Annotated in this window: 26 protein-coding genes, 2 tRNA genes, 1 other RNA gene and 1 pseudogene; 16 read left to right on the forward strand and 14 right to left on the reverse strand. The window is 71.8% G+C overall.

Annotation, left to right across the window (positions count from 1 at the left end):
• Position 1 precedes the first annotated feature (1 nt).
• Both map and ppgK read left to right on the forward strand, forming a co-directional pair.
• On the forward strand, positions 2-865 hold the full coding sequence (gene map / locus MTP13_RS14585; protein WP_243568422.1) for a type I methionyl aminopeptidase: 864 nt from the start codon (positions 2-4) through the stop codon (positions 863-865).
• A 30-nt stretch (positions 866-895) separates the two neighbouring features.
• Positions 896-1,648 carry a polyphosphate--glucose phosphotransferase gene (gene ppgK / locus MTP13_RS14590; RefSeq protein ID WP_243568423.1) on the forward strand — a complete coding sequence of 251 codons (753 nt, stop codon included), beginning with the start codon at positions 896-898 and terminating at the stop codon, positions 1,646-1,648.
• A 39-nt stretch (positions 1,649-1,687) separates the two neighbouring features.
• Here the strand turns inward: ppgK and rnpB are convergent.
• From rnpB to MTP13_RS14610, 4 genes are all read right to left on the reverse strand, one after another.
• Positions 1,688-2,063, reverse strand: an RNA gene (rnpB, locus tag MTP13_RS14595) — RNase P RNA component class A.
• Positions 2,064-2,118: 55 nt separating this feature from the next.
• A complete protein-coding gene (locus MTP13_RS14600; RefSeq protein WP_243568424.1) occupies positions 2,119-2,856 on the reverse strand; it encodes a zinc ribbon domain-containing protein in 738 nt (245 codons plus the stop codon).
• Positions 2,857-2,899: 43 nt separating this feature from the next.
• Positions 2,900-3,718 carry a Nif3-like dinuclear metal center hexameric protein gene (locus MTP13_RS14605; protein ID WP_243568425.1) on the reverse strand — a complete coding sequence of 273 codons (819 nt, stop codon included), beginning with the start codon at positions 3,716-3,718 and terminating at the stop codon, positions 2,900-2,902.
• Between the two features lie 166 nt (positions 3,719-3,884).
• Positions 3,885-4,214, reverse strand: coding sequence for a YciI family protein (locus MTP13_RS14610; RefSeq protein ID WP_243568426.1), 330 nt, complete (start codon positions 4,212-4,214; stop codon positions 3,885-3,887).
• Positions 4,215-4,380: 166 nt separating this feature from the next.
• On the opposite strand from MTP13_RS14610, the pseudogene MTP13_RS14615 reads away from it, so the two are divergent.
• A pseudogene (locus tag MTP13_RS14615) lies at positions 4,381-4,605 on the forward strand (winged helix-turn-helix transcriptional regulator); the annotation flags it as partial.
• Positions 4,606-4,845: 240 nt separating this feature from the next.
• Here the strand turns inward: MTP13_RS14615 and MTP13_RS14620 are convergent.
• Both MTP13_RS14620 and MTP13_RS14625 read right to left on the reverse strand, forming a co-directional pair.
• The gene (locus MTP13_RS14620; RefSeq protein WP_243570848.1) at positions 4,846-5,070 is read right to left on the reverse strand and encodes a helix-turn-helix transcriptional regulator; all 225 of its coding nucleotides are present in this window, start codon (positions 5,068-5,070) and stop codon (positions 4,846-4,848) included.
• A complete protein-coding gene (locus MTP13_RS14625) occupies positions 5,070-5,504 on the reverse strand; it encodes a hypothetical protein (protein WP_243568427.1) in 435 nt (144 codons plus the stop codon). Before MTP13_RS14625 ends, MTP13_RS14620 begins: the two co-directional genes overlap by 1 nt.
• A 94-nt stretch (positions 5,505-5,598) precedes the next feature.
• Here MTP13_RS14625 and MTP13_RS14630 point away from each other — a divergent pair, with 94 nt between their 5' ends.
• Positions 5,599-6,315, forward strand: coding sequence for a DUF4386 domain-containing protein (locus tag MTP13_RS14630; protein WP_243568428.1), 717 nt, complete (start codon positions 5,599-5,601; stop codon positions 6,313-6,315).
• Between the two features lie 85 nt (positions 6,316-6,400).
• On the opposite strand, the gene MTP13_RS14635 is transcribed toward MTP13_RS14630, so the two are convergent.
• A tRNA-Val gene (locus MTP13_RS14635) sits at positions 6,401-6,473 on the reverse strand.
• A gap of 65 nt (positions 6,474-6,538) precedes the next feature.
• On the opposite strand from MTP13_RS14635, the gene MTP13_RS14640 reads away from it, so the two are divergent.
• Positions 6,539-7,270: a hypothetical protein gene (locus MTP13_RS14640; RefSeq protein WP_243568429.1), complete on the forward strand. Its 732-nt coding sequence runs from the start codon at positions 6,539-6,541 to the stop codon at positions 7,268-7,270.
• 30 nt (positions 7,271-7,300) lie between these two features.
• Here the strand turns inward: MTP13_RS14640 and MTP13_RS14645 are convergent, their stop codons facing one another.
• Positions 7,301-7,759, reverse strand: coding sequence for a peroxiredoxin (locus MTP13_RS14645; RefSeq protein ID WP_243568430.1), 459 nt, complete (start codon positions 7,757-7,759; stop codon positions 7,301-7,303).
• Positions 7,760-7,918: 159 nt separating this feature from the next.
• Between MTP13_RS14645 and aceE the strand changes: the two genes are divergently transcribed.
• The 6 genes from aceE (at position 7,919) to MTP13_RS14675 (ending at position 15,582) form a co-directional block, all read left to right on the forward strand.
• Positions 7,919-10,645 carry a pyruvate dehydrogenase (acetyl-transferring), homodimeric type gene (aceE, locus tag MTP13_RS14650; RefSeq protein ID WP_243568431.1) on the forward strand — a complete coding sequence of 909 codons (2,727 nt, stop codon included), beginning with the start codon at positions 7,919-7,921 and terminating at the stop codon, positions 10,643-10,645.
• Between the two features lie 13 nt (positions 10,646-10,658).
• Positions 10,659-11,876: a PucR family transcriptional regulator gene (locus MTP13_RS14655; RefSeq protein ID WP_243568432.1), complete on the forward strand. Its 1,218-nt coding sequence runs from the start codon at positions 10,659-10,661 to the stop codon at positions 11,874-11,876.
• A 108-nt stretch (positions 11,877-11,984) separates the two neighbouring features.
• Positions 11,985-12,908, forward strand: a complete 924-nt coding sequence (locus MTP13_RS14660; RefSeq protein ID WP_243568433.1) for an ACP S-malonyltransferase — start codon at positions 11,985-11,987, stop codon at positions 12,906-12,908.
• A 41-nt stretch (positions 12,909-12,949) separates the two neighbouring features.
• Positions 12,950-13,954, forward strand: a complete 1,005-nt coding sequence (locus MTP13_RS14665) for a beta-ketoacyl-ACP synthase III (protein WP_243568434.1) — start codon at positions 12,950-12,952, stop codon at positions 13,952-13,954.
• A 67-nt stretch (positions 13,955-14,021) separates the two neighbouring features.
• A complete protein-coding gene (locus MTP13_RS14670; RefSeq protein ID WP_189086421.1) occupies positions 14,022-14,270 on the forward strand; it encodes an acyl carrier protein in 249 nt (82 codons plus the stop codon).
• Positions 14,271-14,346: 76 nt separating this feature from the next.
• Positions 14,347-15,582, forward strand: coding sequence for a beta-ketoacyl-[acyl-carrier-protein] synthase family protein (locus MTP13_RS14675; protein ID WP_243568435.1), 1,236 nt, complete (start codon positions 14,347-14,349; stop codon positions 15,580-15,582).
• Between the two features lie 148 nt (positions 15,583-15,730).
• Here the strand turns inward: MTP13_RS14675 and MTP13_RS14680 are convergent, their stop codons facing one another.
• Positions 15,731-16,252, reverse strand: coding sequence for a DUF3145 domain-containing protein (locus tag MTP13_RS14680; protein WP_243568436.1), 522 nt, complete (start codon positions 16,250-16,252; stop codon positions 15,731-15,733).
• Positions 16,253-16,472: 220 nt separating this feature from the next.
• Here MTP13_RS14680 and MTP13_RS14685 point away from each other — a divergent pair, with 220 nt between their 5' ends.
• Complete coding sequence (locus MTP13_RS14685; protein WP_243568437.1) at positions 16,473-17,090, forward strand: PadR family transcriptional regulator; 618 nt, start codon at positions 16,473-16,475, stop codon at positions 17,088-17,090.
• Here the strand turns inward: MTP13_RS14685 and MTP13_RS14690 are convergent.
• The gene (locus MTP13_RS14690; RefSeq protein WP_243568438.1) at positions 17,069-18,808 is read right to left on the reverse strand and encodes a bifunctional 3'-5' exonuclease/DNA polymerase; all 1,740 of its coding nucleotides are present in this window, start codon (positions 18,806-18,808) and stop codon (positions 17,069-17,071) included. The genes MTP13_RS14685 and MTP13_RS14690 overlap by 22 nt on opposite strands.
• A 100-nt stretch (positions 18,809-18,908) precedes the next feature.
• Here MTP13_RS14690 and MTP13_RS14695 point away from each other — a divergent pair, with 100 nt between their 5' ends.
• The 3 genes from MTP13_RS14695 (at position 18,909) to MTP13_RS14705 (ending at position 21,850) form a co-directional block, all read left to right on the forward strand.
• Positions 18,909-19,661 (forward strand): hypothetical protein, encoded by a 753-nt coding sequence (locus MTP13_RS14695; protein ID WP_243568439.1) that lies wholly within the window; start codon positions 18,909-18,911, stop codon positions 19,659-19,661.
• A 168-nt stretch (positions 19,662-19,829) separates the two neighbouring features.
• Positions 19,830-20,300, forward strand: a complete 471-nt coding sequence (locus MTP13_RS14700) for an NfeD family protein (RefSeq protein ID WP_243568440.1) — start codon at positions 19,830-19,832, stop codon at positions 20,298-20,300.
• An 86-nt stretch (positions 20,301-20,386) separates the two neighbouring features.
• Positions 20,387-21,850, forward strand: coding sequence for a flotillin family protein (locus MTP13_RS14705; protein WP_243568441.1), 1,464 nt, complete (start codon positions 20,387-20,389; stop codon positions 21,848-21,850).
• Positions 21,851-21,933: 83 nt separating this feature from the next.
• On the opposite strand, the gene MTP13_RS14710 is transcribed toward MTP13_RS14705, so the two are convergent.
• The 4 genes from MTP13_RS14710 to MTP13_RS14725 form a co-directional block, all read right to left on the reverse strand.
• Positions 21,934-22,284 carry a metallopeptidase family protein gene (locus MTP13_RS14710; RefSeq protein WP_243568442.1) on the reverse strand — a complete coding sequence of 117 codons (351 nt, stop codon included), beginning with the start codon at positions 22,282-22,284 and terminating at the stop codon, positions 21,934-21,936.
• A 63-nt stretch (positions 22,285-22,347) separates the two neighbouring features.
• Positions 22,348-22,421: transfer RNA gene (locus MTP13_RS14715), tRNA-Ile, on the reverse strand.
• Between the two features lie 9 nt (positions 22,422-22,430).
• The gene (locus MTP13_RS14720; protein WP_243568443.1) at positions 22,431-23,681 is read right to left on the reverse strand and encodes a glycosyltransferase; all 1,251 of its coding nucleotides are present in this window, start codon (positions 23,679-23,681) and stop codon (positions 22,431-22,433) included.
• Between the two features lie 159 nt (positions 23,682-23,840).
• Positions 23,841-24,758, reverse strand: a complete 918-nt coding sequence (locus MTP13_RS14725; protein WP_243568444.1) for a DMT family transporter — start codon at positions 24,756-24,758, stop codon at positions 23,841-23,843.
• 41 nt (positions 24,759-24,799) lie between these two features.
• Here MTP13_RS14725 and def point away from each other — a divergent pair, with 41 nt between their 5' ends.
• Complete coding sequence (gene def, locus MTP13_RS14730; RefSeq protein WP_243568445.1) at positions 24,800-25,366, forward strand: peptide deformylase; 567 nt, start codon at positions 24,800-24,802, stop codon at positions 25,364-25,366.
• Positions 25,367-25,368: the final 2 nt, after the last annotated feature.

The raw sequence follows: 25,368 nt of genomic DNA on the forward strand, positions 1-25,368 counted from the left end.
TATGCCCAAGGACTCCGCCGGCCACCTGATCCCCGGCCGCCTCCCCGCGCCCCGCACGGTGCCTGCCGCGATCCCCCGCCCCGAGTACGTCGGGCGGGTCGCGCCGCGCCCGAACACCGAGGGCGACCGCTATTCGGCGGCGGAGGTCGAGCGCATCCGGGCGGCCGGCCGCATCGCCGCCGGCGCGATCGAGGCGGCGTCCGCCGCGATCGTCCCCGGGGTCACGACCGCCGAGCTCGACCGCATCGTGCACGAGTACGTGGTGGGTCACGGCGCCTACCCCTCGACGCTCGGCTACCGGGGGTTCCCCGCCTCGAGCTGCACCTCGGTCAACGAGGTGATCTGCCACGGCATCCCCGACGACACCGTGCTCGACGAGGGCGACCTCGTGAACCTCGACGTCACCGCCTACCTGGACGGCATGCACGGCGACACGAACGCGACCTTCCTCGTGGGCGACGCCCCGGAGGAGACACGGCTCCTCGTCGAGCGCACGCGCGAAGCGCTCGCCCGCGGCATCAAGGCGGTCGCCCCGGGACGCCAGGTGAACGTCATCGGGCGCGCCATCGAGGCCTACGCGAAGCGCTTCGGCTACGGCGTCGTCCGCGACTACACGGGCCACGGCGTGGGCCGCGCCTTCCACACCGGCCTCGTCATCCCGCACTACGACGCCCCCGAGCACGACACGGTCATCGAGCCGGGCATGGTGTTCACGATCGAGCCGATGCTCACCCTGGGCACCACGGACTGGGACCTCTGGGCCGACGACTGGACGGTGGTCACCCGCGACCGCTCGCTCACGGCGCAGTTCGAACACACCCTCGTCGTCACCGAGCGCGGCACCGAGATCCTCACGCTGCCCTGAGCGGCGGGCCCGCCGGGTAGGGTGAACGCCATGACGCAGGACCTCGCGATCGGCATCGACATCGGCGGCACCGGCATCAAGGGGGCGGTCGTCGACCTCGCGAGCGGCGAGCTCGTCTCGCCCCGCCGCAAGGTCGCCACCCCCGAGGGCGGCCGACCGGCCGACATCGTCGAGGCCGCGAGCGCGCTCCTCGAGGAGTTCTCCGAGTCGGGCGGCGACGAGCTGCCCCTCGGCGTGTGCTTCCCCGCCGTGGTGAAGCGCGGGCTCACCCTTTCGGCGGCGAACGTCTCGCACGAGTGGATCGGCCTGCACGCCGAGGAACTCTTCGAGCAGGCGCTCGGGCGGGACATCCACTTCATCAACGACGCCGACGCGGCCGGGGTCGCCGAACTCCGCTACGGCGCCGCCCGCGGCGCCGACGGCCTGGTCATCCTGACCACGCTCGGCACGGGCATCGGCTCGGCGTTCCTCTTCGACGGCGTGCTCGTGCCGAACACGGAGCTCGGACACCTCGAGCTCGACGGCGACGACGCCGAGCACCGGGCCGCGTACTCGGCGATGGAGCGCGAAGACCTCGACTGGGCGGAGTGGGCGAAGCGCCTGCAGCGGTACTACGCCCACCTCGAGATGCTGTTCTCGCCCGACCTGTTCGTCGTCGGCGGCGGCGTCTCCAAGCATCACGAGCAGTTCCTGCCGCTGCTCGAACTCGCGACCCCGATCGTGCCCGCCGTGCACCGCAACAACGCGGGCATCCTCGGCGCCGCCTCGCTCGCGGCCGACTGAGCAGCGCCGCGCGCCCTCGGCGGCCGGTCGGGAGTGGTGCGAGCGGGCCGGCTGATACGCCGGGTTCTGTTCACCGGGCGCTTGCGCGACACCGGCTGGACGGCCATCTCTCTCGGGACCGCGTTGCCACGGCCCTCTAGCGGCCTACCCGGGAACGGGACGGGCAGCCCCATCGTTCCCTGTCTGGCCTTGCTCCGGACGAGGTTTACCGAGCCGACCGCGTCGCCGCGGCCGCTGGTGGGCTCTTACCCCACCGTTTCACCCTTACCTCGGACCGAAGCCCGAGGCGGTCTGTTTTCTGTGGCACTGTCTCGCGGGTCACCCCGGGTGGGCGTTACCCACCGTCCTGCCCTGCGGAGCCCGGACGTTCCTCGGCGCCCGATCGCTCGGGCGACGCGACCGTCTTGCCGACCCGCTCGCCGGGCCAGTCTACCGGGCGGGAGGACCGAGGCCCCGCCGCCCGGCGCGGTTCAGAGCCCGGACTCCTCGGTGCGGACCAGGATGCGGTCGCACTCGGGGCACTGCACGACCTCGTCGGGCGCCGAGCGGCGCACCGCCTCGAGGTCGCTGCCGGTGAGCGTCATGGTGCAGCCGCCGCAGGTGCGCTGACGGAGGAGGGCCGCACCCACTCCGGCGCCGCGCTCGCGCCGCTGCTCGTAGAAGGCGAGCAGGGCCTCGGGCACCGTGGCGGCGACCGTGCCGCGATCGCGGACGGCCTGCTCGCGCTCGGTCTCGAGGCCGGCGGCAGCCTCGCCACGCTCGGACTCGAGCTGCTGCTGCGCGACGGCGATGCCGGCGCGCTCGTCGTCGATCGCCGCGACCGCGGATTCCGCGCCCTCGACGCGTTCCATCACGACGAGCTCCTGGTCCTCCAGGTCGGAGAGGCGGCGGCGGAGGGAGACGAGCTCGGACTCGAGCGCTGCGACATCCTTCACCGAGGAGGTCTGCGTGAGCCGCTCGCTGTCGCGCGCGATGCGGGCCTCGACCATCTCGACGTCGGATTCGATGCGCTTGAGCTCGGCGCGGGTGTCTTCGAGCACGCCGTGCGCCTCGGCGCGGGAGCGACGCACGCCGTCGTCGCGGCTCGCGAGCTCGGCGAGCGGGGCTGCCTGGGGCAGGTTGCCGAGTCGGTGCGTGAGCTGGGCGATACGGGTGTCGATCGCCTGGAGCCGCAGCAGCGTCTCCTGGTCGGCGGGGCTGGCCTTCACGTGTTGCTCCTCGTGGGGTCGGCGGTCGGGATGGCGGGACCGGTCATTGGACGACCTGGAAGTCCCAGGGGTCGGTGCGCAGCTCGGAGACGACGACGTCGAGCTCGGGCAGGTCTTCGCGAAGCTCGGCGGCGGCGCGATCGAGCCAGAGCCACTCGCTCGCCCAATGCGAGACGTCGAGCAGTGCGGGTCCGCCGCCGACGAGCGCCTGCTCGCGGGCCTCGGAGGCGGGGTGGTGGCGGAGGTCGGCGGTGACGTAGACGTCGGCGGCACGGACCGCGGGATCGGCGAGCAGCGAGTCGCCGGCGCCGCCGCACAGGGCGACCGTCTCGACGGGTCCGTCGAAGTCGCCGGCGGCACGCACGCCGGTCGCTGTGGGCGGCAGGACCTCGGCGAGCCGACGGGCGAGCCGGCCGAGCGTCGTCGGTTCGGGGAGGCGCCCGACCCGGCCGAGGCCGGTGCGGCCGTCGGGCGCCGGCACGATCGGTCGGACGTCGAGCAGCCCGAGCCGCTCGGCGAGCACCGCGGAGGTGCCGGTCTCGACGACGTCGGCGTTGGTGTGGGCGGCGACGAGCGCGCAGCCGCCGCGGATGAGCTTGGCGAGCACGGCGCCTTTGTAGCGGTCCTCGGCGACCGTCGTGACGCCGCGGAGCAGGAGCGGGTGGTGCGCGATCACGAGGTCGAAGCCGCCGTCGATCGCTTCGTCGACGGTCGCCCGCACGGCGTCGACGACGAGCAGGATGCGTCGGACCTCGACTTTCGGGTCACCGGCGACGAGTCCGGCAGCGTCCCACGGCTCCATGCCGGCGATCGGCCAGCGCCGCTCGACGACGTCGAGCACTTCGGCGAGGGTGCGGCTCATGCGCGCGGGGCCCGGTGCTCGGTTCCGGTGGCGATGGAGCGCTCGCGATGGTCCACGGTCGTGCTCACCTTCCCGGCCGCGCCGGATACGCGGGTCCGTGCCTCGGACCATCGTATCGCCAGCGCGAAGGGCTCCGGCGTGCGGGCGTCGCCACTTCGGTGGGCGGTCACCCCCTGCTGAGCGGCCAGACCTCCACGACGCCGTGGGCCACCGCGCACGGGGTCTCCGCGACCATGGCGACGGCCTGGTCGAGGTCGTCCGCCTCGATGAGCATGAACCCAGCGACCGGCAGATCGGCACGCATGAAGGCGCCGTCCTCACGCCGAGTGCCTCGTCCGTCGGGGTTTCGAACCTGCACCGGGCGCTCTGCGCGTCCGATTCGGGCTCCGCCTTCGGCGAGGTGCGCATCGTGGGCATGTGCGACATCGCGAACCGATGGGTCCGTTCGGTCGTACCCTGCCTGATCCCCGTACCCGATCGTGATGAAGGTTGCCATGTCGACCAGCCTCTCTCCGTCCGCGCGCTCCCGCTGCTGAACCGGAATCCGATTGCTCTCTGCAACCGGTGGCAAGGTATCATAGACTGATTGCGTGCCACCATCAGTTTCTGGAGAAGTCGAGCAGCTCACGGTGCCGGGCGGGCGGTCGGGGTGCCCCATCAACATGACCGTGGAGCTGCTCGGGGACCGCTGGTCCCTGATCGTCCTGCGGGACATCGTCTTCGGAGGCCACCGCCACTTCCGGGAACTCCTCGCCAACTCTCTCGAGGGGATCGCCTCGAACATCCTGTCCTCACGATTGACCAAACTCGTCGAGGCCGGTCTGCTCACCCGCAACGAAGACCCGAGCCACCGACAGAAGATCGACTACCGGCTCACCGAAGCGGCGATCGAGTTGATCCCGGTTCTTGCGCAGCTCGGCAAGTGGGGGAATCGCTGGCTGCCCACCTCGCCGGAACTCGCGATCCGCGCACAGATCCTCGCCGATGGCGGCCCCAGGCTGTGGGATCGCTTCATGGACGAGCTCCGTGACGTGCACCTCCACGGGAAGCCGTCAGCGGCCGACAGCGTGATGACCGAGCTCTCCCAGGCCTCCGCACGTGCGGCACTGAGCCCGGCCGCGGGTGCCTCACTCCGAGTCGGCCTCGGGGTACTGGAAGAGCTCGTCGATGCCGAGGCCGAAGACACGACTGAGCTGGAAGGCGAGCTCGAGGGTCGGCGAGTACTTGCTCTGCTCGATCGCGATGAGGGTCTGCCTGGTCACGCCGATCCGGCGCGCGAGCTCGGCCTGCGTCAGGCCGGCGCCCTCACGGACGGCCCGGATGCGATTGGTCACCCTGGTGGGCTTCACCATCAGGCGAGTCCACGACGGTAGGCGACCACCCGGGCGAGCGAGCCTGCGAGGCTCGCGAGCGCGAAGCCGAAGAACATGGCGTTCGCGATCCAGAACCAGTGCGCCTGGATCGCGCAGAGCGCGAGCACCCCGAGCCCGGCCGCCACCATGAACGATTGGCCGACGCGGTCGCCGAAGCGGGCGATGTCGCGGTCGCGCTGGTCGGACTGGCCCACCCCGTCCGGGTCGCGCATGCCGGCGAGGATCCCCCACAGGATGCTCACGACGATCGTCAGGACGATCGCCCCGACGATGGCGCCGAGCATGATCGGCCACCAGAGCACCTCGGTGAGCGGGCCGCCGCCGGCCCGCTGCAGGACGATCACGACGTACGCGATCAGCACGACGACCGTGACGACCATGCTCGCCCAGGTGTTGCGCTCTTCGTAGACCATGGCCACTCCGTCCGATGTAAATGATTCTTGACATTCACTGCGCCCCACCCTACCGTCAATGTCAAAAATATTCGACATCGATCTTGGAGGATCCATGAACCAGCAGCGCACCGCCCGCCTCACGGGCGTCGCCTACCTCGGCCTCGCCGTCTTCGGGATGGCGGGCTTCCTCGTCATCCGGCCCCAGCTCCGCGCACCGGGCGATCCGGTCGGGACGCTGGGACTGCTCCGCGAACAGGCCTGGCTGGCCCACCTCGGCATCGCGCTCGAACTGCTCGTCGTCATCGCGCAGGCCGCGGCGGCGGTCGGGTTCTTCGCACTCTTCCAGCGCGATCGCCCCGGCGCGGCCTTCGCGACGGCGGCGTTCGGGATGGCGAACGCGACCGCCATCCTCACGAGCGCGGCACTGCTCATGGCCGCCTCGAACGTGGCCGCGGACCCCGCACTCGCCCCCGGCGGCGACGCTGCCGCGACCGCGACGCTGCTGCTGCTCACGATCGCGGATGCCTGCTGGGCGGTCGGGGCGGTGTTCTTCGGGCTCTGGCTGCTGCCCATGGGCTGGTTCGCGCGGTCGACCGACCGGATGCCGAGTCTCCTCGGCTGGACGCTGCTGGCCGGCGGCACGGGGTACGTGCTCAGCAGCCTCGTCGGGGCCGCCCTCCCGGACGTTCCGGCGCTCGTGCTCGACGCACTGACGATCCCGGCGACGATCGCCGAGTTCTGGGTGATCGGGTACCTGCTCGTCGTCGGCATCCGCCCGCCCGCCCGAATCGGCGGCGCGTCCGTGGCGCCCGTGCTCGCCGGGCGGTAGGCGCGGCGCCGGCCGCCGCGGATCAGCCGCCCTCCGCCTCTGGGCGGAGCTGCCGCGGGACCCTCTGCGGACGGTACCGGGGGCGTGGGCCCGGCCGGGCTCGAACCGACGACATCCACGGTGTAAACGTGGCGCTCTACCAACTGAGCTACAGGCCCGCACGCGAAGCGCGGCGAGGCCCCATCCTACCGGCCGTCGAGGTGCCGGGTCGTACACTCGCGGTATGCGCAGCGACGCCGAAGACGCGACGGCCTCGACCGACGACGCCCCGGCCTCGCCGGCTCAGGAACGACGGGCCGAGACCCGCTGGGCGGCGTTCGCGGGCATCGTCGTGGCGGCCGTGCTCACCGCCCTCGTGCAGCAGCCGGAGACCGCGGTCGGCCGCACGATCGGACTGATCGCGCTCGCCGCCATGGCGGTGCCCCTCTTCGTGATCAACCCGCACCGCCTCGACCGGCAGACCCAGTGGTCGCGCGTGCTCGCGATCGTCTTCTCCGCCGTGCTCGTGCTCGTGAACCAGCTCGGCGTCGCGAACGTGGTCGTCCGACTCATCGACGGCAGCGCCGACGGCGCCTCGGTGCTGCTCGAGGCCGCCCAGGTCTGGATCACGAACGTGATCGCCTTCGGCCTGCTCTACTGGGAGCTCGACCGCGGCGGCCCGGTGGCTCGGGGGACGCTCCCCCGGCGCGAGCTTCCGCTCGCCGACTTCGCATTCCCTCAGGACGACGAGGAGGACGCGTCGCATGAGGTCGCCGCGGGCTCGTCCCGACGCGCGGACTGGCGGCCCGGCTTCGTCGACTACCTCTACGTCTCGCTCACGAACACCATGGCCTTCAGCCCGACCGACGCGATGCCGCTGCGCAGCCGAACGAAGCTGCTGATGTCGGTGCAGGCGCTCACGGGCTTCGTGCTGCTCGCGCTCGTGATCTCGCGTGCGGTGAACATCCTCGCCTGACGGCGGCGCTCCTCGCCGGGCGGCGGCCGCTCAGAGCGCCGCGATGGCCTCGCGGTAGGCGGCGAGCGGCCGCGGCTCCCCCGGCGCGCTCGCGAACGACGCCCGCACCCGGCGTTCGCGGTCGATCACGAAGGTGGCTCGGGAGGCCGTGCCGGCATCCTCCCGGAACGCGCCGAAGGCGCGCGCCACCTCGCCGTGCGGCCAGAAGTCGGCCAGCAGCGGGAAATCGAAGCCCTCCTGCTCGCCCCAGGCGCGCAGCGCGAACTTCGAGTCGACCGACACGCCGACGAGCTGCACGGCGGCGTCCTGGAAGAGCGGCAGATGGTCGCGGAGCTCGCACAGCTCGCCCTGGCAGATGCCCGAGAACGCGAGCGGGAAGAAGACCAGCGCCACCGGCGAACGGGCGGTGAGCGCAGCCAGAGAGACGGGCGCGCCGTGCTGGTCGGGGAGGGCGAACTCGGGCGCGTGGGCCCCTGACGGCAGGATCATTGATAGCGTCGCTTTCGGTGATGGCGCCCGAGCCATGGCCGGTCGGACCGGCGGGCTGCGGGCATAGAATCACTAGGATGGCGTGGTGCCGCTCGGGCGAGGAGTCCGCTCGGCGCGCACACGCACGAACCGCTTCGAGACTACTGAAAGAGGTCGAGTGTGACTGTCAACGACCAGGACCCTTACTCGGTCGACGCCATGGACTCCGATCCCGACGAAACGGGTGAATGGGCTGAATCCCTCGACGCGCTCGTCGCGGCGAAGGGCCACCAGCGGGCCCGCGAGATCATGCTGAGCCTGCTCAAGCGCTCCAAGGAACTGCACCTCGGCGTGCCGATGGTGCCCACCACCGATTACCTCAACACGATCGCCCCCGAGAACGAGCCCGAGTTCCCGGGCGACGAGGAGATCGAGCGCCGCTACCGCGCCTGGATCCGCTGGAACGCCGCCGTGCTCGTGCACCGCGCCCAGCGCCCGGACATCGCCGTCGGCGGCCACATCTCGACCTACGCGTCGAGCGCCGCCCTGTACGAGGTCGGCTTCAACCACTTCTTCCGCGGCCAGGACCACCCCGGCGGCGGAGACCAGGTCTTCTACCAGGGCCACGCCTCCCCCGGCATGTACGCCCGCGCGTTCCTCGAGGGCCGGCTCAGCGCCGACCAGCTCGACGGCTTCCGCCAGGAGAAGTCGCACGCCCCGAACGGCCTCTCCAGCTACCCGCACCCGCGGCTCATGCCCGAGTTCTGGCAGTTCCCGACCGTGTCGATGGGCCTCGGGCCGATCAACGCGATCTACCAGGCGCAGCTCAACAAGTACCTCACCAACCGCGGCATCAAGGACGCCTCCGACCAGCACGTCTGGGCGTTCCTCGGCGACGGCGAGATGGACGAGGTCGAGAGCCGCGGTCAGCTCCAGGTCGCCGCGAACGAGGGGCTCGACAACCTCACCTTCGTGATCAACTGCAACCTGCAGCGTCTCGACGGCCCGGTGCGCGGCAACGGCAAGATCATCCAGGAGCTCGAGAGCTTCTTCCGCGGCGCCGGCTGGAACGTCATCAAGGTCATCTGGGGCCGCGAGTGGGACGACCTGCTCGCCCGCGACGACGAGGGCGCCCTGCGCAACCTCATGAACGTCACCCCCGACGGCGACTACCAGACCTACAAGGCCGAGTCGGGCGCCTACGTGCGCGAGAACTTCTTCGGCCGCGACCCGCGCGCCCTCGACCTCGTCACGCACCTGAGCGACGACGAGATCTGGGGACTGAAGCGCGGCGGCCACGACTACCGCAAGGTCTACGCGGCGTTCAAGGCCGCGACCGAGCACAAGGGCCAGCCGACCGTCATCCTCGCGAAGACGATCAAGGGCTACGGGCTCGGACCGGCGTTCGAGGGCCGCAACGCGACCCACCAGATGAAGAAGATGACGCTCGACAACCTGAAGACCTTCAGGGACTCGATGCGCATCCCGATCAGCGACGCCCAGCTCGAGGAGAACCCCTACCTTCCCCCGTACTACCACCCGGGCGGCGAGGACCAGGCGATCCAGTACCTGCACGAGCGCCGGCGCGCACTCGGCGGCTACACCCCCGAGCGGCGCACCTCGCACACCGCGATCTCCCTGCCCGACGACTCCGCCTACGCGATCGCGAAGAAGGGCTCGGGCACTCAGGAGATCGCCACGACCATGGCGTTCGTGCGGCTGCTGAAGGACCTGATGCGCTCGAAGGACTTCGGCCACCGCATCGTGCCGATCATCCCCGACGAGGCGCGCACCTTCGGCATGGACGCGTTCTTCCCGAACGCGAAGATCTACAACCCGAACGGCCAGCACTACACCTCGGTCGACCGCGAGCTGCTCCTCGCCTACAAGGAGAGCCCGCAGGGCCAGATCATCCACGTCGGCATCAACGAGGCCGGGGCGCTCGCCGCGTTCACCAACGTCGGCACCTCGTACTCGACGCAGGGCGAGCCGCTGATCCCGATCTACGTGTTCTACTCGATGTTCGGGTTCCAGCGCACGGGCGACGCGATCTGGGCGGCCGGCGACCAGATGGCGCGCGGCTTCATGATCGGCGCGACCGCGGGCCGCACCACGCTCACCGGCGAGGGCCTGCAGCACGCCGACGGCCACTCGCTGCTGCTCGCGGCGACGAACCCGGCGGTCGTCTCCTACGACCCGGCGTACGGCTACGAGATCGGGCACATCGTGCGCTCCGGCCTCGAGCGCATGTACGGCGGCGCGCACCCCGACCCGAACGTCATGTACTACCTCACGGTGTACAACGAGCCGATCGTGCAACCAGCCGAGCCGGAGGGCGTCGACGTCGAAGGCATCGTCCGAGGCATCCACCGCATCTCGCAGTCGCCGGTGCAGGGGCCGAAGGCGCAGCTGCTCGCGTCCGGCGTCGCGGTGCCGTGGATCCTCGAGGCGCAGCAGCTGCTCGCCGAGGACTGGGGCGTCGCGGCCGACGTGTGGAGCGTCACCAGCTGGTCGGAGCTCAACCGCGACGGTCTCGCCGCCGACGAGCACAACTTCCTGAACCCCGACGCCGAGCGCCGCGTGCCGTACCTCACGCAGAAGCTCTCGGGTGCGGCCGGTCCGTTCGTGGCGGTGTCCGACTTCATGCACGGCGTGCAGGAGCAGATCCGCCCCTACGTGCCGGGTCAGTACGCCACGCTCGGCGCCGACGGCTTCGGCTTCTCGGACACCCGCCCGGCGGCCCGTCGCTTCTTCAAGATCGACGGCCCCTCGGTCGTGGTCCGCACGCTCGAGCTCCTCGCGGAGCGCGGCGAGGTCGACCGCTCGCTCGCCGGCCAGGCGATCGCCAAGTACCGTCTGCACGACGTCAACGCCGGCACCACGGGGTCGGCCGGCGGCGAGAGCTGACGGGCGACCGGCATTGGCGACGAGGCCCCGGACGAAGGCGGAAACGCTCGCGTGGTTGCGCACCATCTCGGGCGAGCTGTCCACCCAGACGCTGAAGCGACTGGAGGACACGCTCCCCTGGTACGGTGACATGCCGCCGAGCCGACGCTCGGCCGTGGGCCTCGTCGCGCAGGCGGGGATCACCTCGTTCATCTCCTGGTTCGACGACCCGCGCTCCACGCCGTGGATCGCCGCTGACGTGTTCGGCGCGGCGCCCCGGGAGCTGCTGCGCTCGGTGAGCCTGCAGCAGACGCTGCAGCTCATCAGGGTCGTCGTCGAGGTCGTCGAGGAGCGGGTGAAGGACGGCGGCGAGCCGCTGCGCGAGGCGATCCTGCTCTACTCGCGGGAGATCGCCTTCGCCGCGGCCGACGTCTACGCGCGCGCCGCCGAGGCGCGCGGCCTCTGGGACGCGCGGCTCGAAGCGCTCGTCGTCGACTCGATCCTCTCCGGCGAGTACGACGACGAGCTGCCGAGCCGCATCGCCGCCCTCGGCTGGCACGGTCACGGCGAGGTCGCGGTGCTCGTCGGCACGGCGCCGAAGCAGTTCGACGTCGACCAGGTGCGCCGCGCCGCGCGGCACATGCACGCCGACGTGCTGATCGGCGTGCAGGGCAACCGGCTCGTCGTCGTCATCGGGCGCGCCGACCCGCAGGCGCGCGAAGGCGGCGAGGAGACGATCGGCACCGCTCCGGCGCTCAGCTTCCTCGAGATCGCGACCCAGCTCGAGCCGCAGTTCGGCGCGGGGCACCTCGTGCTCGGGCACGAGGTGCCGAACCTGGTGGATGCCTCGAAGAGCGCCAAGGCGGCCCTCGCGGGCTTCGCGGTCGCGAGGTCCTGGCGGCACGCCCCGCGACCGGTGCACGCCGACGACCTGCTGCCGGAGCGGGCGCTCGCGGGCGACCCGCTCGCGCGGGCGACGCTCGTGCACCGCATCTACCGGCCGCTCCAGGCGCACTCCACCGAGCTGCTGACGACGCTCTGGAGCTACCTCGACAACGGCCGCTCGCTCGAGGCGACGGCGCGGGAGCTCTTCGTGCACCCGAACACGGTGCGCTACCGGCTGAAGCGAGTCTCCGACGTGATCGGGTACGACGCCACGGGCGCGCGCGAGGCACTGATCTTGCAGTCGGCGCTGATCGTCGGCTCCATGAGCGATCACGAGGCGCAGCCGCGCCGTCGCAGCGCGAGTTGACGTCCCGATCCGACGGTCGCGACTCCTGTGCCCCGCGCACAAGGGATCTTTCCAGACCTTGTGGCGTGTGCACACCCATGACCGTCCGGGCGTTGGCAGACTAGTCGGGTGATCGTCGTCGTCTGCCCTGGACAGGGCTCGCAGACCCCCGGATTCCTCACCCCCTGGCTCGAGGACCCGGCGCGCGCCGCGCGCCTGGCCGAGCTCTCGGCCGCGGCCGAGCTCGACCTCGCCGAGCACGGCACCGTGAGCGACGCCGAGACCATCCGCGACACCAAGGTGGCGCAGCCGCTCATCGTGGCGGCCGGCATCCTGACCCTGGAGGCGCTCTTCGCGAACGGCCGGGCCACCGGTGTCGGCGGCATCGCCGGACACTCCGTCGGCGAGATCACCGCAGCGGCCGGCAGCGGCGTGCTCGACGCGAGCGAGGCGATGCGCTTCGTCGCGGCCCGCGGTCGCGCGATGGCGGATGCCGCGGCCGAGGTCGCGACCGGCATGAGCGCCGTCCTCGGCGGCGACGAGCAGCAGCTCCTCGCCCGCCTCGCCGAGCTTGGCCTCGAGCCCGCCAACTACAACGGCGGCGGCCAGATCGTCGTCGCCGGAGCGCTCGACGCACTCGAGCAGCTGAAGGCCGAGCCGCCCGCCGGCGCCCGGGTCATCCCGCTGCAGGTCGCCGGCGCGTTCCACACCCGCTACATGCGGCCCGCCGTGGACCGGCTCGCCGAGGTCGCCGCGACGCTCTCCCCCGCCGACCCCGCGCTCCCGCTCTGGACGAACCGCGACGGCAGCCGGGTGGAGTCGGGCGCGGCGTTCGTCGAGCTCCTCGTCGGCCAGGTCTCCTCGCCCGTGCGCTGGGATCTCGACATGGCCGCCTTCGCCGATGCCGGCGTCACCGGGATCATCGAGCTCGCGCCGGCCGGGGCGCTCGTCGGGCTCGCCAAGCGCGGCCTCAAGGGCGTGCCGACCGTCGCCGTGAAGACGCCCGACGACCTGGAGGCGGCCGCCGAACTGATCGCCGCCCAGGCCGCCTGAGCCCCAAACCTCCGAGAAGAAGCAGAGAAGAGTCGAAGCGCATGACCAAGCCGACCCTGCAGCAGTCGCACGGGCCCGCCTACACGCGGATCTACGCGATGGGCGCCGCCCGCGGCGAGCACGCAGTGCCGAACGACGAGCTGATCGGGCCGATCGACTCCTCCGACGAGTGGATCCAGCAGCGCACCGGCATCGTCACCCGCACCCGCGCGAGCGGCGCCGTGAGCGCGCTCGACCTCGCGACGGAGGCGTCGCAGGAGGCGATCGCGAAGTCCGGCATCTCGCCCGAGCTCATCGACCTCGTCATCGTGGCCACGATCTCGAACGTGCAGCAGACGCCCTCGATGGCCGCTGTGCTCGCCGACCGCGTGGGCGCGAACCCCGCGGCCGCCTACGACGCCAACGCCGCCTGCGCGGGCTACGCCTACGCGGTCGCCCAGGCCGACGCGCTCATCCGCACCGGTGTCGCCCACTACGCCCTCGTCGTCGGCGCCGAGAAGCTCTCCGACGTCGTGGACCCGACCGACCGCAGCATCTCCTTCCTGCTCGGCGACGGCGCGGGCGCCGCGGTCATCGGGCCGAGCGACTTCCCCGGCATCGCCCGCACCGTCTGGGGCTCGGACGGCTCGAAGGCCGGCGCCGTCGGCATGAACCGCACGCTCGTCGAGTACCGCGACGGCGAGGGCGAGTGGCCGACGCTCCGTCAGGAAGGCCAGACCGTCTTCCGCTGGGCGGTGTGGGACATGGCGAAGGTCGCGAAGCAGGCCCTCGACGCCGCCGGCATCACGAGCGCCGACCTCGCGGCGTTCATCCCGCACCAGGCGAACATGCGCATCATCGACGAGTTCGCCAAGCAGCTGAAGCTGCCCGAGTCGGTCGTGATCGCCCGCGACATCGCGACGACGGGCAACACCTCGGCCGCCTCCATTCCGCTCGCCACGCACCGCCTGCTCGAGGAGCACCCCGAGCTCTCCGGCGGCCTCGCGCTGCAGATCGGCTTCGGCGCCGGACTCGTGTTCGGCGCCCAAGTGGTGGTTCTTCCCTGAACCACCGGTCCCCGTCCCTCTAGACTGTGTCTCGGTCAAACGAGACACCCCTGCAAGGAGAAGAACCATGGCATTGTCCAACGAAGAAGTGCTGGCCGGCCTGGCCGAGCTCATCAACGACGAGACCGGCATCGCGACCGACACGGTTGAGCTGGACAAGTCGTTCACCGATGACCTCGATATCGACTCCATCTCGATGATGACGATCGTCGTCAACGCCGAGGAGAAGTTCGATGTCAAGATCCCCGACGAAGAGGTGAAGAACCTCAAGACCGTCGGCGACGCCGTCAGCTTCATCGTCAAGGCCCAGGCCTAGGCATCGCGACGAGCGGGCCGCCCAGGCGGCCCGCTCGTACGGTCCTCGTCCCGTTTCCTCCCGGAGTGTTTTCGTCATGACCAAGAACATCGTCGTCACCGGCATCGGTGCGAGTTCGCCGCTCGGCGGAACCGCCCCCGAGAGCTGGGACGCCCTGCGCGCCGGCGTGTCCGGCGCGCGCAGCCTCGAGCACGACTGGGTCGAGAAGTACGAGCTTCCCGTCACCTTCGCGGCCGAGGCCATCGTGCGCCCCGAGGCCGTCCTCGAGCGCCCCGTCGCCAAGCGCCTCGACCCCGCCTCCCAGTTCGCGCTCATCGCCGCGAAGGAGGCCTGGGCCGACGCCGGCGCCCCCGAAGTCGACCCCGAGCGCCTCGGCGTCGACTTCGCCACCGGCATCGGCGGCGTCTGGACGCTGCTCGACGCCTGGGACACGCTGCGCGAGCGCGGCCCCCGCCGCGTGCTGCCCATGACCGTGCCCATGCTCATGCCGAACGCCGCGGCGGGCAACCTCTCGCTGCACTTCGGCGCCCGCGCCTACGCGAGCACCTACGCGAGCGCCTGCGCCTCGAGCACCGAGTCGCTCGTGAACGCCGTCAAGCACCTGCAGGACGGCCTCGCCGACATCGTCATCGCGGGCGGCACCGAGTCGGCCATCCACCCCATCACGATCGCGTCCTTCGCGTCCATGCAGGCGCTCTCGCGGCGCAACGACGACCCGGCGCACGCCTCGCGTCCGACGAGCGTCGACCGCGACGGCTTCGTCATGGGCGAGGGCGCCGGTGCGCTCATCCTCGAGACCGAGGAGCACGCCAAGGCTCGCGGCGCGAAGATCTACGCCTACGTGGTCGGCGGCGGCGTCACGGCAGACTCGTACCACATCACCGCCAACGACCCCGAGGGCCGCGGCGCGTCCCGCGCGGTCGAGCTCGCGCTCGCCCAGGCCGGTGCGACGCCCGACGAGGTCACGCACATCAACGCGCACGCGACGTCGACGCCCGTGGGCGACCCGAACGAGTTCCAGGCGCTGAAGACCGTGTTCGGCAACCGCATCGAGGACATCCCGGTGTCGGCGACCAAGGCGTCGACGGGCCACCTCCTCGGCGGCACCGGCGCGCTCGAGGCGATCTTCACGATCTTCGCGATCCGCGACCGTCAGGCGCCGCCGACGATCAACCTCACCGAGCAGGACCCCGAGGTCCCGTTCCGCGTCTCCGGCGAGTCGCAGGACCTGGGCTCCGGCGACCAGCTGGCGATCTCGAACTCCTTCGGCTTCGGCGGCCACAACGCGGTCATCGCGTTCCGCTCCGCATGATCCGGCGCCGTTCGCACGGCGCATGACGACGGCCCCGGTGGGTTTCCCACCGGGGCCGTCGTCATCGGGCCGCCCGCTTCGCTCGTACGGTCGCCGGGATTCCTCATCCGACCTCCGCGTCGCGCCGCAGGCGACCCGCGGCATCCGCTCAGCCCACCTGGTGCAACCAGACGACCGGAGCGAAGTCGCTCGCATGGCGGAAGGGTTCGAGTTCGTCGTCCCACGCCTGGCCGAGCGCGAGGCGCAGCTCGCGGTGCAGCTCGAGCGGGTCGTGCCCGGCGAGCTCGAGGGCGTAGCGCACGCGATCCTCCGGGATCACCGCGTTCCCGGCGCTGTCGGTCTGCGCGAAGTGGATGCCGAGGTCCGGCGTGTGCATCCAGCGCGCGCCGTCGCTGCCGGCCCCGGGGTCTTCGCTCACCTCGAAGCGCACGTGGTCCCAGCCGCGCAGCGCCGAGGCGAGCCGGGCGCCGTCACCCTGCGCGCCCTCCCAGTAGTACTCCGCGCGCATGCTGCCGCGGAGCACCGGCTGCTCCTGCCAATCGAAGTTCACGGGCACGCCGAGCGTGCGCCCCGCCGCCCACTCGAGGTGGGGGCAGATCGCTCGTGGCGAGGAGTGCACGAACAGCACTCCTCGCGCGGCGCGCGTGGCCCGCGTGAGCTGCTCCGCCATCTCTACTCCGTTCTCTGAGGTGCGTCTTCCCCTACGACCTCGGAACGAACGGGCGGATATTCGATTGCCGACGGCACTGCCGTCACCCGCGATTATGCCTCGCATCAGGCGGAATGACAAGAATCCCCGGCGCGTCGCGGCCGATGGCGGCGTGGCGCACGGCTCGCGAGCAATACTATGCTCGGTGAGGAGTTCTTCAGCTCAGGATCGGAGACGCACCGTGGCCGTTCGCGAAGCCCTGCTCGCCCTGCTCGGCATGGGCCCGGCCTACGGTTTCGCCCTGCACGGCGGCCTCGCCGAACGCACGGGCGGCCGCCGAGCGATCAACGTCGGGCAGAGCTACGCGACGCTCGAGCGGGCGACGAAGGCCGGGCTGATCGCGCCAGCGGGCACCACCGAGGACGGGCTGCCGCTGCACGGGCTCACCGCGAACGGCGAGACGGTCGTCGCGGGCTGGCTCTCCGGGGCGGATGCCCCGGGCGCCGACCCGTGGGACGAGAGCCTCGACCGCGTGCTCATCGCCGCATCGCTGCCCAAGGTGCCGCTCTCCCCCGTGCTCGCGGCCGAACGCGAGCGCTGGCTGACGCGCCTCACCGCAGCCGACGCGGTGGCCGCGGACGAGCTCGCCGTCGCGGAGCAGTCCGAGGCGGATGCCTCGTCGCGCGCTCGCCTGCGCCGGCTGGCGGCCGCCGCCGAGGCTGCGCGCGCCCGAGCCGCCCTGGCGTGGCTCGACGAAGTCGAGGCGGCCCAGGCATCCGCCGAGCTCGCGTTCGCTCCTTCGGACGTGCGTCCGAAGCGCGGTCGACGCCGCTCGGCTCAGCCCTCGGCCAGCGCGTAGCTGTCGACGACGGCGAGATCGAGCGGGAAATCGAGGGGGAAGTCGCCGAAGAGCAAGCGCCCGGCCTCGGCCGCGCACTCGGCGACCGCCGCGGCGGCCTCGTCCGCACGCTCGGCCGGGGTGTGCACGATGATCTCGTCGTGCAGGTAGTACACGAGGTGCGGCACCGCCTCGAACACCGGGCCCGACGCCGCCGCTCTGCTCTGCGACGGCTCCATCGCGGCCAGCCGCGACCGGAGCGCCGCCATCCAGCAGAGCGACCACTCGGCGGCGCTGCCCTGCACGACGAAGTTGCGCGTGAAGCGGCCCCAGTCGCGAGCGGAGCTGCGGGCCCGGCGTTCGTCGCTCGGACTCGCGTCGGGCTCGCTCGCACGCTGCTGCACCTGCCGCCAGCTCGCCGGGGGAAGGGGCGAGGATCGGCCCAGATTGGTGGTCACGCTGCCGCCGCGCTCGCCCTGGGCCGCGGCTCGGTCCACCAGTGCCATCGCCCGGGGGAACGCCCGCGCCAGCCGCGGCACGAGCCGCCCGCTGTCACCCGTCGTGGCGCCGTACATGGCGCCGAGCACCGCGATCTTCGCCTGGTCGCGCTCCTCGACCACGCCGGCCTCGACGATGCCGCGGTACACGTCGCGACCGCGGGCCGCATCGGCCATCGCCTCGTCGCGGGCGAGCGCGGCAAGCACGCGCGGCTCGAGCTGCGCCGCGTCGGCGACCACCAGCCGCCAGCCGGGATCGGCGACCACCGCGCTGCGCACGAGCTTCGGCAGCTGCAGCGCGCCGCCGCCCGAGGTCGCCCAGCGCCCGGTCGCGGTGCCGCCGGGGACGTAGTCGGGGCGGAACCGGCCGTCGACGATCCACTCGTCGAGCCAGGCCCAGCCGTTCGCGCTCGCGAGCCTGGCGAGCTTCTTGTACGAGATCAGCGGTTCGATGGCGGGGTGCTCGTGCTCGCGCAGCTCCCAGCGGCTCGTCGACTCGACCGGGATGCCCGCGGCGCGGAGCGCGCGCAGCACCTCGAGCTGCGAATCGAGGTTCAGCCCCGGCGCCTCGAGCTCACGACGCACCGCTGCGGCGAACCGCTCCATGTGCTCGGGCTTCGCCCCGGGGCGCGGCCTCGCGCCGAGAGTGGTCTCGAGCACTCGCTCGTGCACCTCGCGGCTCCACGGGAGCCCAGCGGCGTGCAGCTCGGCCCCGATCAGCGCGCCCGCGGACTCGGCGGCGAGCAGCAGTCGCATGGCCCGCGGCCTGGCACTGCCGGCGGTGAGCGCCCGCTGGCGGGCGTCTTCGGCGAGCACTTCGTCGAGGCTCGGCCCGTCGGCGCCGGCGCCGCGATCGCCCCCGTCGAAGTCGTCGAAGTCGAACAGCGCGGTGCCGACCGCGGCGGGCGTGGGGGCGAGCTGCCCGGCGCGGAGCCTGGCGATCCACGCCGGCGCCGCGGCGGCGCCGCGTTCGCGCACCGCCGCGGTATCGGTGGAGTGGTCGAGGATCGCGGCGGCGAGCAGCAGGTCGTCGCAGCGCTCGACGCGCACGCCCGCGGCGAGGAGCTTCGGGTACCACTGCCGCGTGTCGCTCCACACCCAGCGAGGGGATTCGTCGCGCTCGAAGCTGGCGATCGTCGCCGCGAGCTCGGCGGCGGGGACCGCGGCGAGCGGCTGCGCGGGCGCATCGGGGTCGACGAGGGCGATCAGGCCGTCGTCGCGGGGGCCGATCGCGATGCGCACGATCCCAGTGTGGCCCACGCCGGTGACATCGCCGCCACGCGTGTCGGTGGTGCCCGCGAGCATGGCCGCATGACGACGCATGCGAAGCCGGAGGCCCGGCATGGCTGAGGTGAGCTTCCGCTGCGGGCACGGCGGCGACCCGGAGCGGGGCGCCATCCGTCTCTCCCGCGTCTGCCCGCTGTGCATGCTCATCGCCGAGACCCAGCGCTCGCGCGGCGAACTGCTGCGCCGCGCGAGTCCGCCCGAGCGCGGGCGGCTCGCCCGCGAGACCCGCATCGGCGCCGAGTACGAGTGGCGCTGCGAACGCGGGCACGACCGCTATCGCGCGAGCGTGCGCGAGCAGCTCACCGGCACCGCGTGCGCGAAATGCCGCACGAGCGCGGGCGCCCCGGCCGCACGGCGCGAAGCGGGCGTCGCCTTCATGAACCCAGGCCTGCGCACCCGCACCTCGATGACCGAGCAGCGGCTCAAGGGGCTCCTCGGCGAACGCATCCGGTTGCACCACCGGGTGAACGCGGTGCGCGTCGCACGCACCTTCTTCGGTCGCACCGAGGTCTGGCCCGACATCCTGGTGCCGCAGTTGCGCATCGCGATCGAGTACGACGACCCCGGCCGCTCTCGGCGGGCGCACCTCGGGCTGAAGGAGGCGTCCGACCGCGAGAAGGACGAAGCGCTCGCCGAGGTCGGCTGGGACGTCATCCGGGTCCGTGGCGGCGGACTCGACGCGATCGGCCCGAACGACGTCGTGTGCCGCACGGTCGACGCCCGCGTCGCCGACGAGATCGTCGAGCGCATGGTGCGGCTGCGCGGCGCCGACGCCGTCGAGGCGCTCGCCGTCGTCGCGCCCGCGTAGGGTGCAACGCGCTCCGAGCGCGCGCCCACCCGACGTGCTCGCGCATCCCACGACGCGCTCCGGCGCCGTCGGCCCGATGACCGCTCGTCCGATCGGCGATGCGGCGGGAGAAGCTCTGCCGATAGGGTGAACGCACTCCACTTTCCACGACCAGAGAGGCCCGGCGACGTGCTCCTCCCCTTCCTCATCGTCGGAGGCGTCGGCCTCGCCCTGCTCCTCGTCTCGCTGATCCTCGGCGACATCCTCGATCACTTCGAGATCGGCGACGGCGCGATCTCCGGCACGGCGCTCGCCGTCGGACTCGTCGTCTTCGGCGCCGCGGGCACGCTCACCGCCTCGCTCGGTCTCGAACTCGTCTGGGCCTACGTGCTCGCCGCCGTGCTCGCCGTCGTCGCCTACGTGCTCAGCGTCCTCGTGGTGCGCAACCTCACCCGCAGCTCCGACGGCGGACCGGTCTCCGCGGTGGGCCTCAGCGGCGTCGCCCGCTCGGACATCTCCCCGGCGGGCGGCGAGGTCAGCCTCGACGGCCCCGGCGAGCTCGAGCGCCGCATGGCATACTCCGCCGATCCCATCGCAGAGGGCTCGCGCGTGCGCGTCGTCGAGCAGGCCGGCAGCCGCGTGAAGGTCGTCGCCGACTAGCCCCGCGTGCCTCGCACGGCACGCCAGAGTCTCCCCCGGGCGCCCCCACGCGCCGATCCCCGTCCCGAACCGAGAAGGAAGCCCCCATGCTCGACCCGACCCTCATCCAGGTGATCGCGATCATCGCGCTCGTCATCGCCCTGCTCGGCCTGCTCGTCTTCATCGCCCGGCGCATCCGCCGGGTGCCGCCGAACGAGGCCCTCGTCATCGTCGGTCGCGGCGCCGGCCGCGCCTCCCCGGAGCAGGCGAGCGGTCAGCGCGTCGTCATCGGCGGCCGCACCTTCGTCTGGCCGATCCTGCAGCAGGGCTTCTCGATCTCCCTCGAGCAGCGCCAGATCGGCATCACCGTCGAGGGCGTCGACAAGAACCGCATCAAGATCGCGATCAAGGCGTCCATCAACTTCAAGGTCTCCGGCAACGAGGACGGTGTGCGCCGCGCGGCCCAGCGCTTCCTCTCGCAGCAGCAGCTGCTCACCGAGATCATCAAGGAATCGCTCGAGGGCTCGCTGCGCTCGATCGTCGGCGACATGACGATCGAGCAGATCATCTCCGACCGCAAGAGCCTCTCCGACCGGGTCGTCTCCGAGACGAAGACCGACCTCGTCGAGCAGGGCCTGCAGGTCGACCTGCTGAACATCTCCGACATCTCGACCCCGGGCAGCGACTACCTCGCGAACCTCGGCCGCGCCGAGGCCGCCCGCGCACGCCAGGTCGCCGAGATCAGCGAGGCCGAGGCCGCCCGCGCGAGCGAGTTCGCGCGCATCGAGGCCGCCGAGCAGATCGCCGAGCGGCAGAAGGCCCTGAGTCTGCGCCAGGCCTCGATCAAGGCCGAGACCGACCGGGCGAACGCCGAGGCCGACGCATCCGGCCTGCTCGCGAAGGCCGAGCAGGACAAGCTCGTCGCCACCGAGGAGCGCGATGCGCTCGCCGAGCAGGCGCTCGTCACCCAGGAGCGCCTCGACATCGACGTCCGCAAGCCCGCCGAGGCGGAGGCGTACGCCGCCGTGCAGCGCGCGAACGCGCAGCGCGACGCCGCGAACGCGGCCACCGAGGCCGACGCGTACAAGCGCACCAAGATCGCCGAGGCGAACAAGGTCGCCGCGGTGCAGGATGCCGAGGCAGCGGCGACCTCGGTGCGCTTCGCCGGTGAGGCCGAGCGCGACCGCCAGGTGGCCCTCGCCGCCGGTATCCGTGCCGACGGTGAGGCGAAGGCCGCCGCCATCCAGGCGGAGGGTCTCGCCGAGGCGGCCGCGACCGACGCGAAGGCGCAGGCGCTGAAGAAGTACGGCGAGGCGGCCCTCGCGCAGGAGATCATCTCGCGCCTGCCCGAGATCGTGCGCGCCGCCGCCGAGCCGATCTCGAACATCGACACCCTCACGGTCGTCTCCACCGACGGTGCGAGCGCGGTGACGAAGACCGTCGGCCAGGTGCTCGGCGAGGGCACCGAGGTCGTGAAGTCGCTCACCGGGCTCGACGTCTCATCGATCCTCGCCGGCCTCGCCGGCGGCGCGGTCGTGAAGCAGGCCGACGAGCCCGCGGTCGCGAAGTAGCACGACGCACCCGTCGGCGGGCCCCGGTGATGATCGTCACCGGGGCCCGCTCGTGTCGGCGCGCCGCCGCGAGCGCTCAGCGGCTACGCCCAGCCGAGCTCGCCCAGCCGCGCATCGTCGAGACCGAAGTAGTGGCCGATCTCGTGCACGAGGGTGATGCGCACCCGGGCGCGAAGCGCGTCCAGGTCGGCGCTGTGCTCCTGCATGGTGTTGCGGAACAGCGTGATCCGGTCGGGCAGCTCGCCGAAGCCGTAGGCGCCGCGGGTCTTCAGCGGGCGGCCGCTGTAGAGGCCGTAGAGGCGCGGCCGCTCCCCCGGCGGCTGATCCGCGACGAGGATGGCGACGTTCTCGAGCCCGCGCACCATGTCGTCGGGCAGCGAGTCGTAGACCTCGCCGACCATCCGCTCGAAGTCGTCCTCGGAGATCTCGACCATGGCTCGATTCTCCCTCGGCCGCGGCCGTGAGGCGAGCCCGGAGGCGGATCGGTGCGGACGGAGTAGGGCGGACGGGACTTGAACCCGTGACCGATGGATTATGAGTCCACTGCTCTGACCAGCTGAGCTACCGCCCCCTGCGCCGGTCAGTCCTCGCGGGCCGCCGACGCCGGATCGGTGGCCGGGTCGGCCACCGCCTCACCACGATACAGACTCTCGAACGTCGCGAGCGTGCGCTGGATGTCGTGCGCCTCGATGAGCCGCATCGAGCCCTCCTTGAGGCGGCGCAGCTCGGCCGGGTCGGCCTCGAGGACGGTGCGCAGCTTCGCCGCCAGGTCCTCGGGGTTCGACGGCTCGAAGAGGTAGCCGTTCTCGCCGTCGTGCACGAGGTGCGGCAGTGCCATCGCGTTCGCCGCGACGACGGGCAGGGCGGAGGCCATCGCCTCCATCGTGACGATCGACTGCAGCTCGGCGATCGACGGCATCGCGAGCACCGTCGCCCGGTGGTACGCGTCGCGGAGCTCCTCGTCGGTGACGCGGCCGGTGAAGGTGACGCGATCGGCGATGCCCAGCTCGTCGGCGAGGTGCTGGAGCGCCTTCAGCTGGTCGCCGCCGCCGACGATCTCGATCTTGGCGTCGAGCTCGGCGGGCAGCAGCAGCGCGGCGCGCAGCAGCACGTCGATCTGCTTCTCGCCCGTCACCCGGCCGACGAAGAGGATGCGGTTCTCGGTGCGCGGCTCCCAGTTCGGCGAGTACTTGTGCGCGTCGATGCCGCAGGAGATCGCGTGCACGCCCCGGAGGCCGGTGTAGCGCTCGAGGAACTCGGCGGCGCGACGGGTCGGCGTGGTCACGGACTCGGCGCGGCCGAAGGTGCGCTTCGCCGCCTTCCAGGCGAGCCCGACGGCCCACTCCTGCCACGCCTTGGGGATGAGCGTGAACTCGAGCATGTTCTCGGGCATGAAGTGGTTCGTGCCGACGATGCGGATGCCGCGCTTCTCGGCCTCGATCGACAGGCCGCGGCCCACGACGATGTGCGACTGGAAGTGCACGACGTCGGGCTGGACCTCGTCGAGGATGCGGGCGGCGTTGCGCTTGATGCGCCACGGCAGCGCGAAGCGCAGCCAGTCGTGCGGGTACCAGCGCCAGCTGTAGAGGCGGTGGGCGACCAGCTCCTGCCCCTCGTGCACCTCGTTCCACGTGCCGTGCTTGCGGCTCGCGGCCGGTGCGACGACGTGCACCTCGTGCCCGCGCTCGACGAGGCCGGCGGCCAGCCGCTCGGCGAAGCGAGCGGCGCCGTTCACGTCGGGGGCGAAGGTGTCGGCCCCGATCAGGATGCGGAGCGGGCGCTTCGAGGCGGTGCCGAGCTCGGCGGGCGCCGGATCGGAAGAATCTGACACGTGGGAGGTTCCTCACAGTTCGAGCGTCGGGAACGGTTCGTCCCCCAGGTGGGCGCGCGAGGTCGGCGCGGCTGCAACCGACCTTAGTCTACGCACGGCGCGGCGAACGGCTCGCCGCGCGCAGGTCATCCTGGAGGATGACGGATGGTCGCCCGCGGCTCAGAGCCGCGTCTGCGGGTGGTTGCGGGCGAGCATGAACACGCCGAAGACGGCGATCGCCCCGGCGAGGATGAACACCGGGATGGCCCAGATCGGCGCCTGCGACGCCTCGCCGAGCACGACGATGCCGATCGCGACCGCGACCATCGGGTCGACGACGGTGAGGCCCGCGATGACGAGGTCCGGCGGGCCGGAGGCGTAGGCGTTCTGCACGAAGTAGGCGCCGAGCCCCGTCGCCGCGAGCAGGGCGATGACGCAGATCAGCGTGATCCACTCGAAGTCGCCCTGCTGGATGCGGCCGAGCACCACCTTGGCGAGGGTCGCCACGAAGCCGTACACGACGCCCGCCATGATGACGTAGAAGATGGCGCGCACGCGGTGCCGGAAGAAGACGAACGCCAGGCCGGCGAGCACGAGCACGACGGCGAGGATCACGAGGATCGTGATGAGCTGCTGCTCGGTGACGGGCTTGTCGACCGCGGTGAAAGCGGCGACGCCGACGAAGAGGAACACGCCGCCGACGCAGAGCGCGATCGCGGTGATCGCCTTGCGGTTCAGCTTCACGTGGTTCACCTTCGAGTTCACGATGGAGGTGATCACGAGGGCGATCGCGCCGAGCGGCTGCACCACGATGAGCGGGGCGAAGTAGAGGCTCGACAGCTGGAAGACGACGGCGAGGCCGAGCATGAGCGTGCCGAGCACCCAGGACGGCCGGGCGAGCAGCAGCGCGAGCTGCTTGAGGCTCAGCCCCTTGCCGAGGCTGTCGGTGGTGTGCGACTCGACCTTGACGACGCCGCGGTGCTGGAACTGCGCCCCGAGCGACAGGAACACCGCGCCCGCGATCGCGAGCGGGATGCCGATGAACTGGTGCGGGTCGAGGGCGATCTGCTCGGTGAGCTCGCTCAGGTCCGGATCCACGACCTCGACCCTACCCGCTCGCGCCTCGATATCCTTGCCGAATGGCCGTGCTCCCCATTCGAATCACCGGCGACCCGGTGCTGCACTCCCCCGCCCGCCCCGTCGAGGCGATCGACGACGAGATCCGCACGCTCGTCGCCGACCTCTTCGAGACGATGGACGCCGCCCCGGGCGTCGGCCTCGCCGCCCCGCAGGTGGGCGTCGACCTGCGGGTCTTCACCTACGGCTGGACCGACGAGGAGGGCGTCCGCTGGCGCGGCGTGGCCATCAACCCCGAGCTGCTCATCTCTCCCCCGCCGGCCGGCGAGCCCGACCTCGACGAGGAGTCCGAGGGCTGCCTCTCGTTCCCGGGCGAGCGCTTCGGCCTGCGTCGCGCCGAGCGCGCGGTGCTCCGCGCCACCGACCTCGACGGCGAGCGATACGAGATCGACGCGGAGGGGTGGCTCGCGCGCATCTTCCAGCACGAGTACGACCACCTCGACGGCGTGCTCTACACCGACCGGCTCTCGCACGCCGACCGCAAGATCGTGACGAAGATCACGAAGAAGCTCGGCTGGGGCCGCCCCGGCGTCTCCTGGATGCCGGGCGTCGACGACCTCGAGGGCTGAGG

This window comes from Agromyces soli (genome assembly GCF_022811605.1).
GTDB lineage: Bacteria > Actinomycetota > Actinomycetes > Actinomycetales > Microbacteriaceae > Agromyces > Agromyces soli.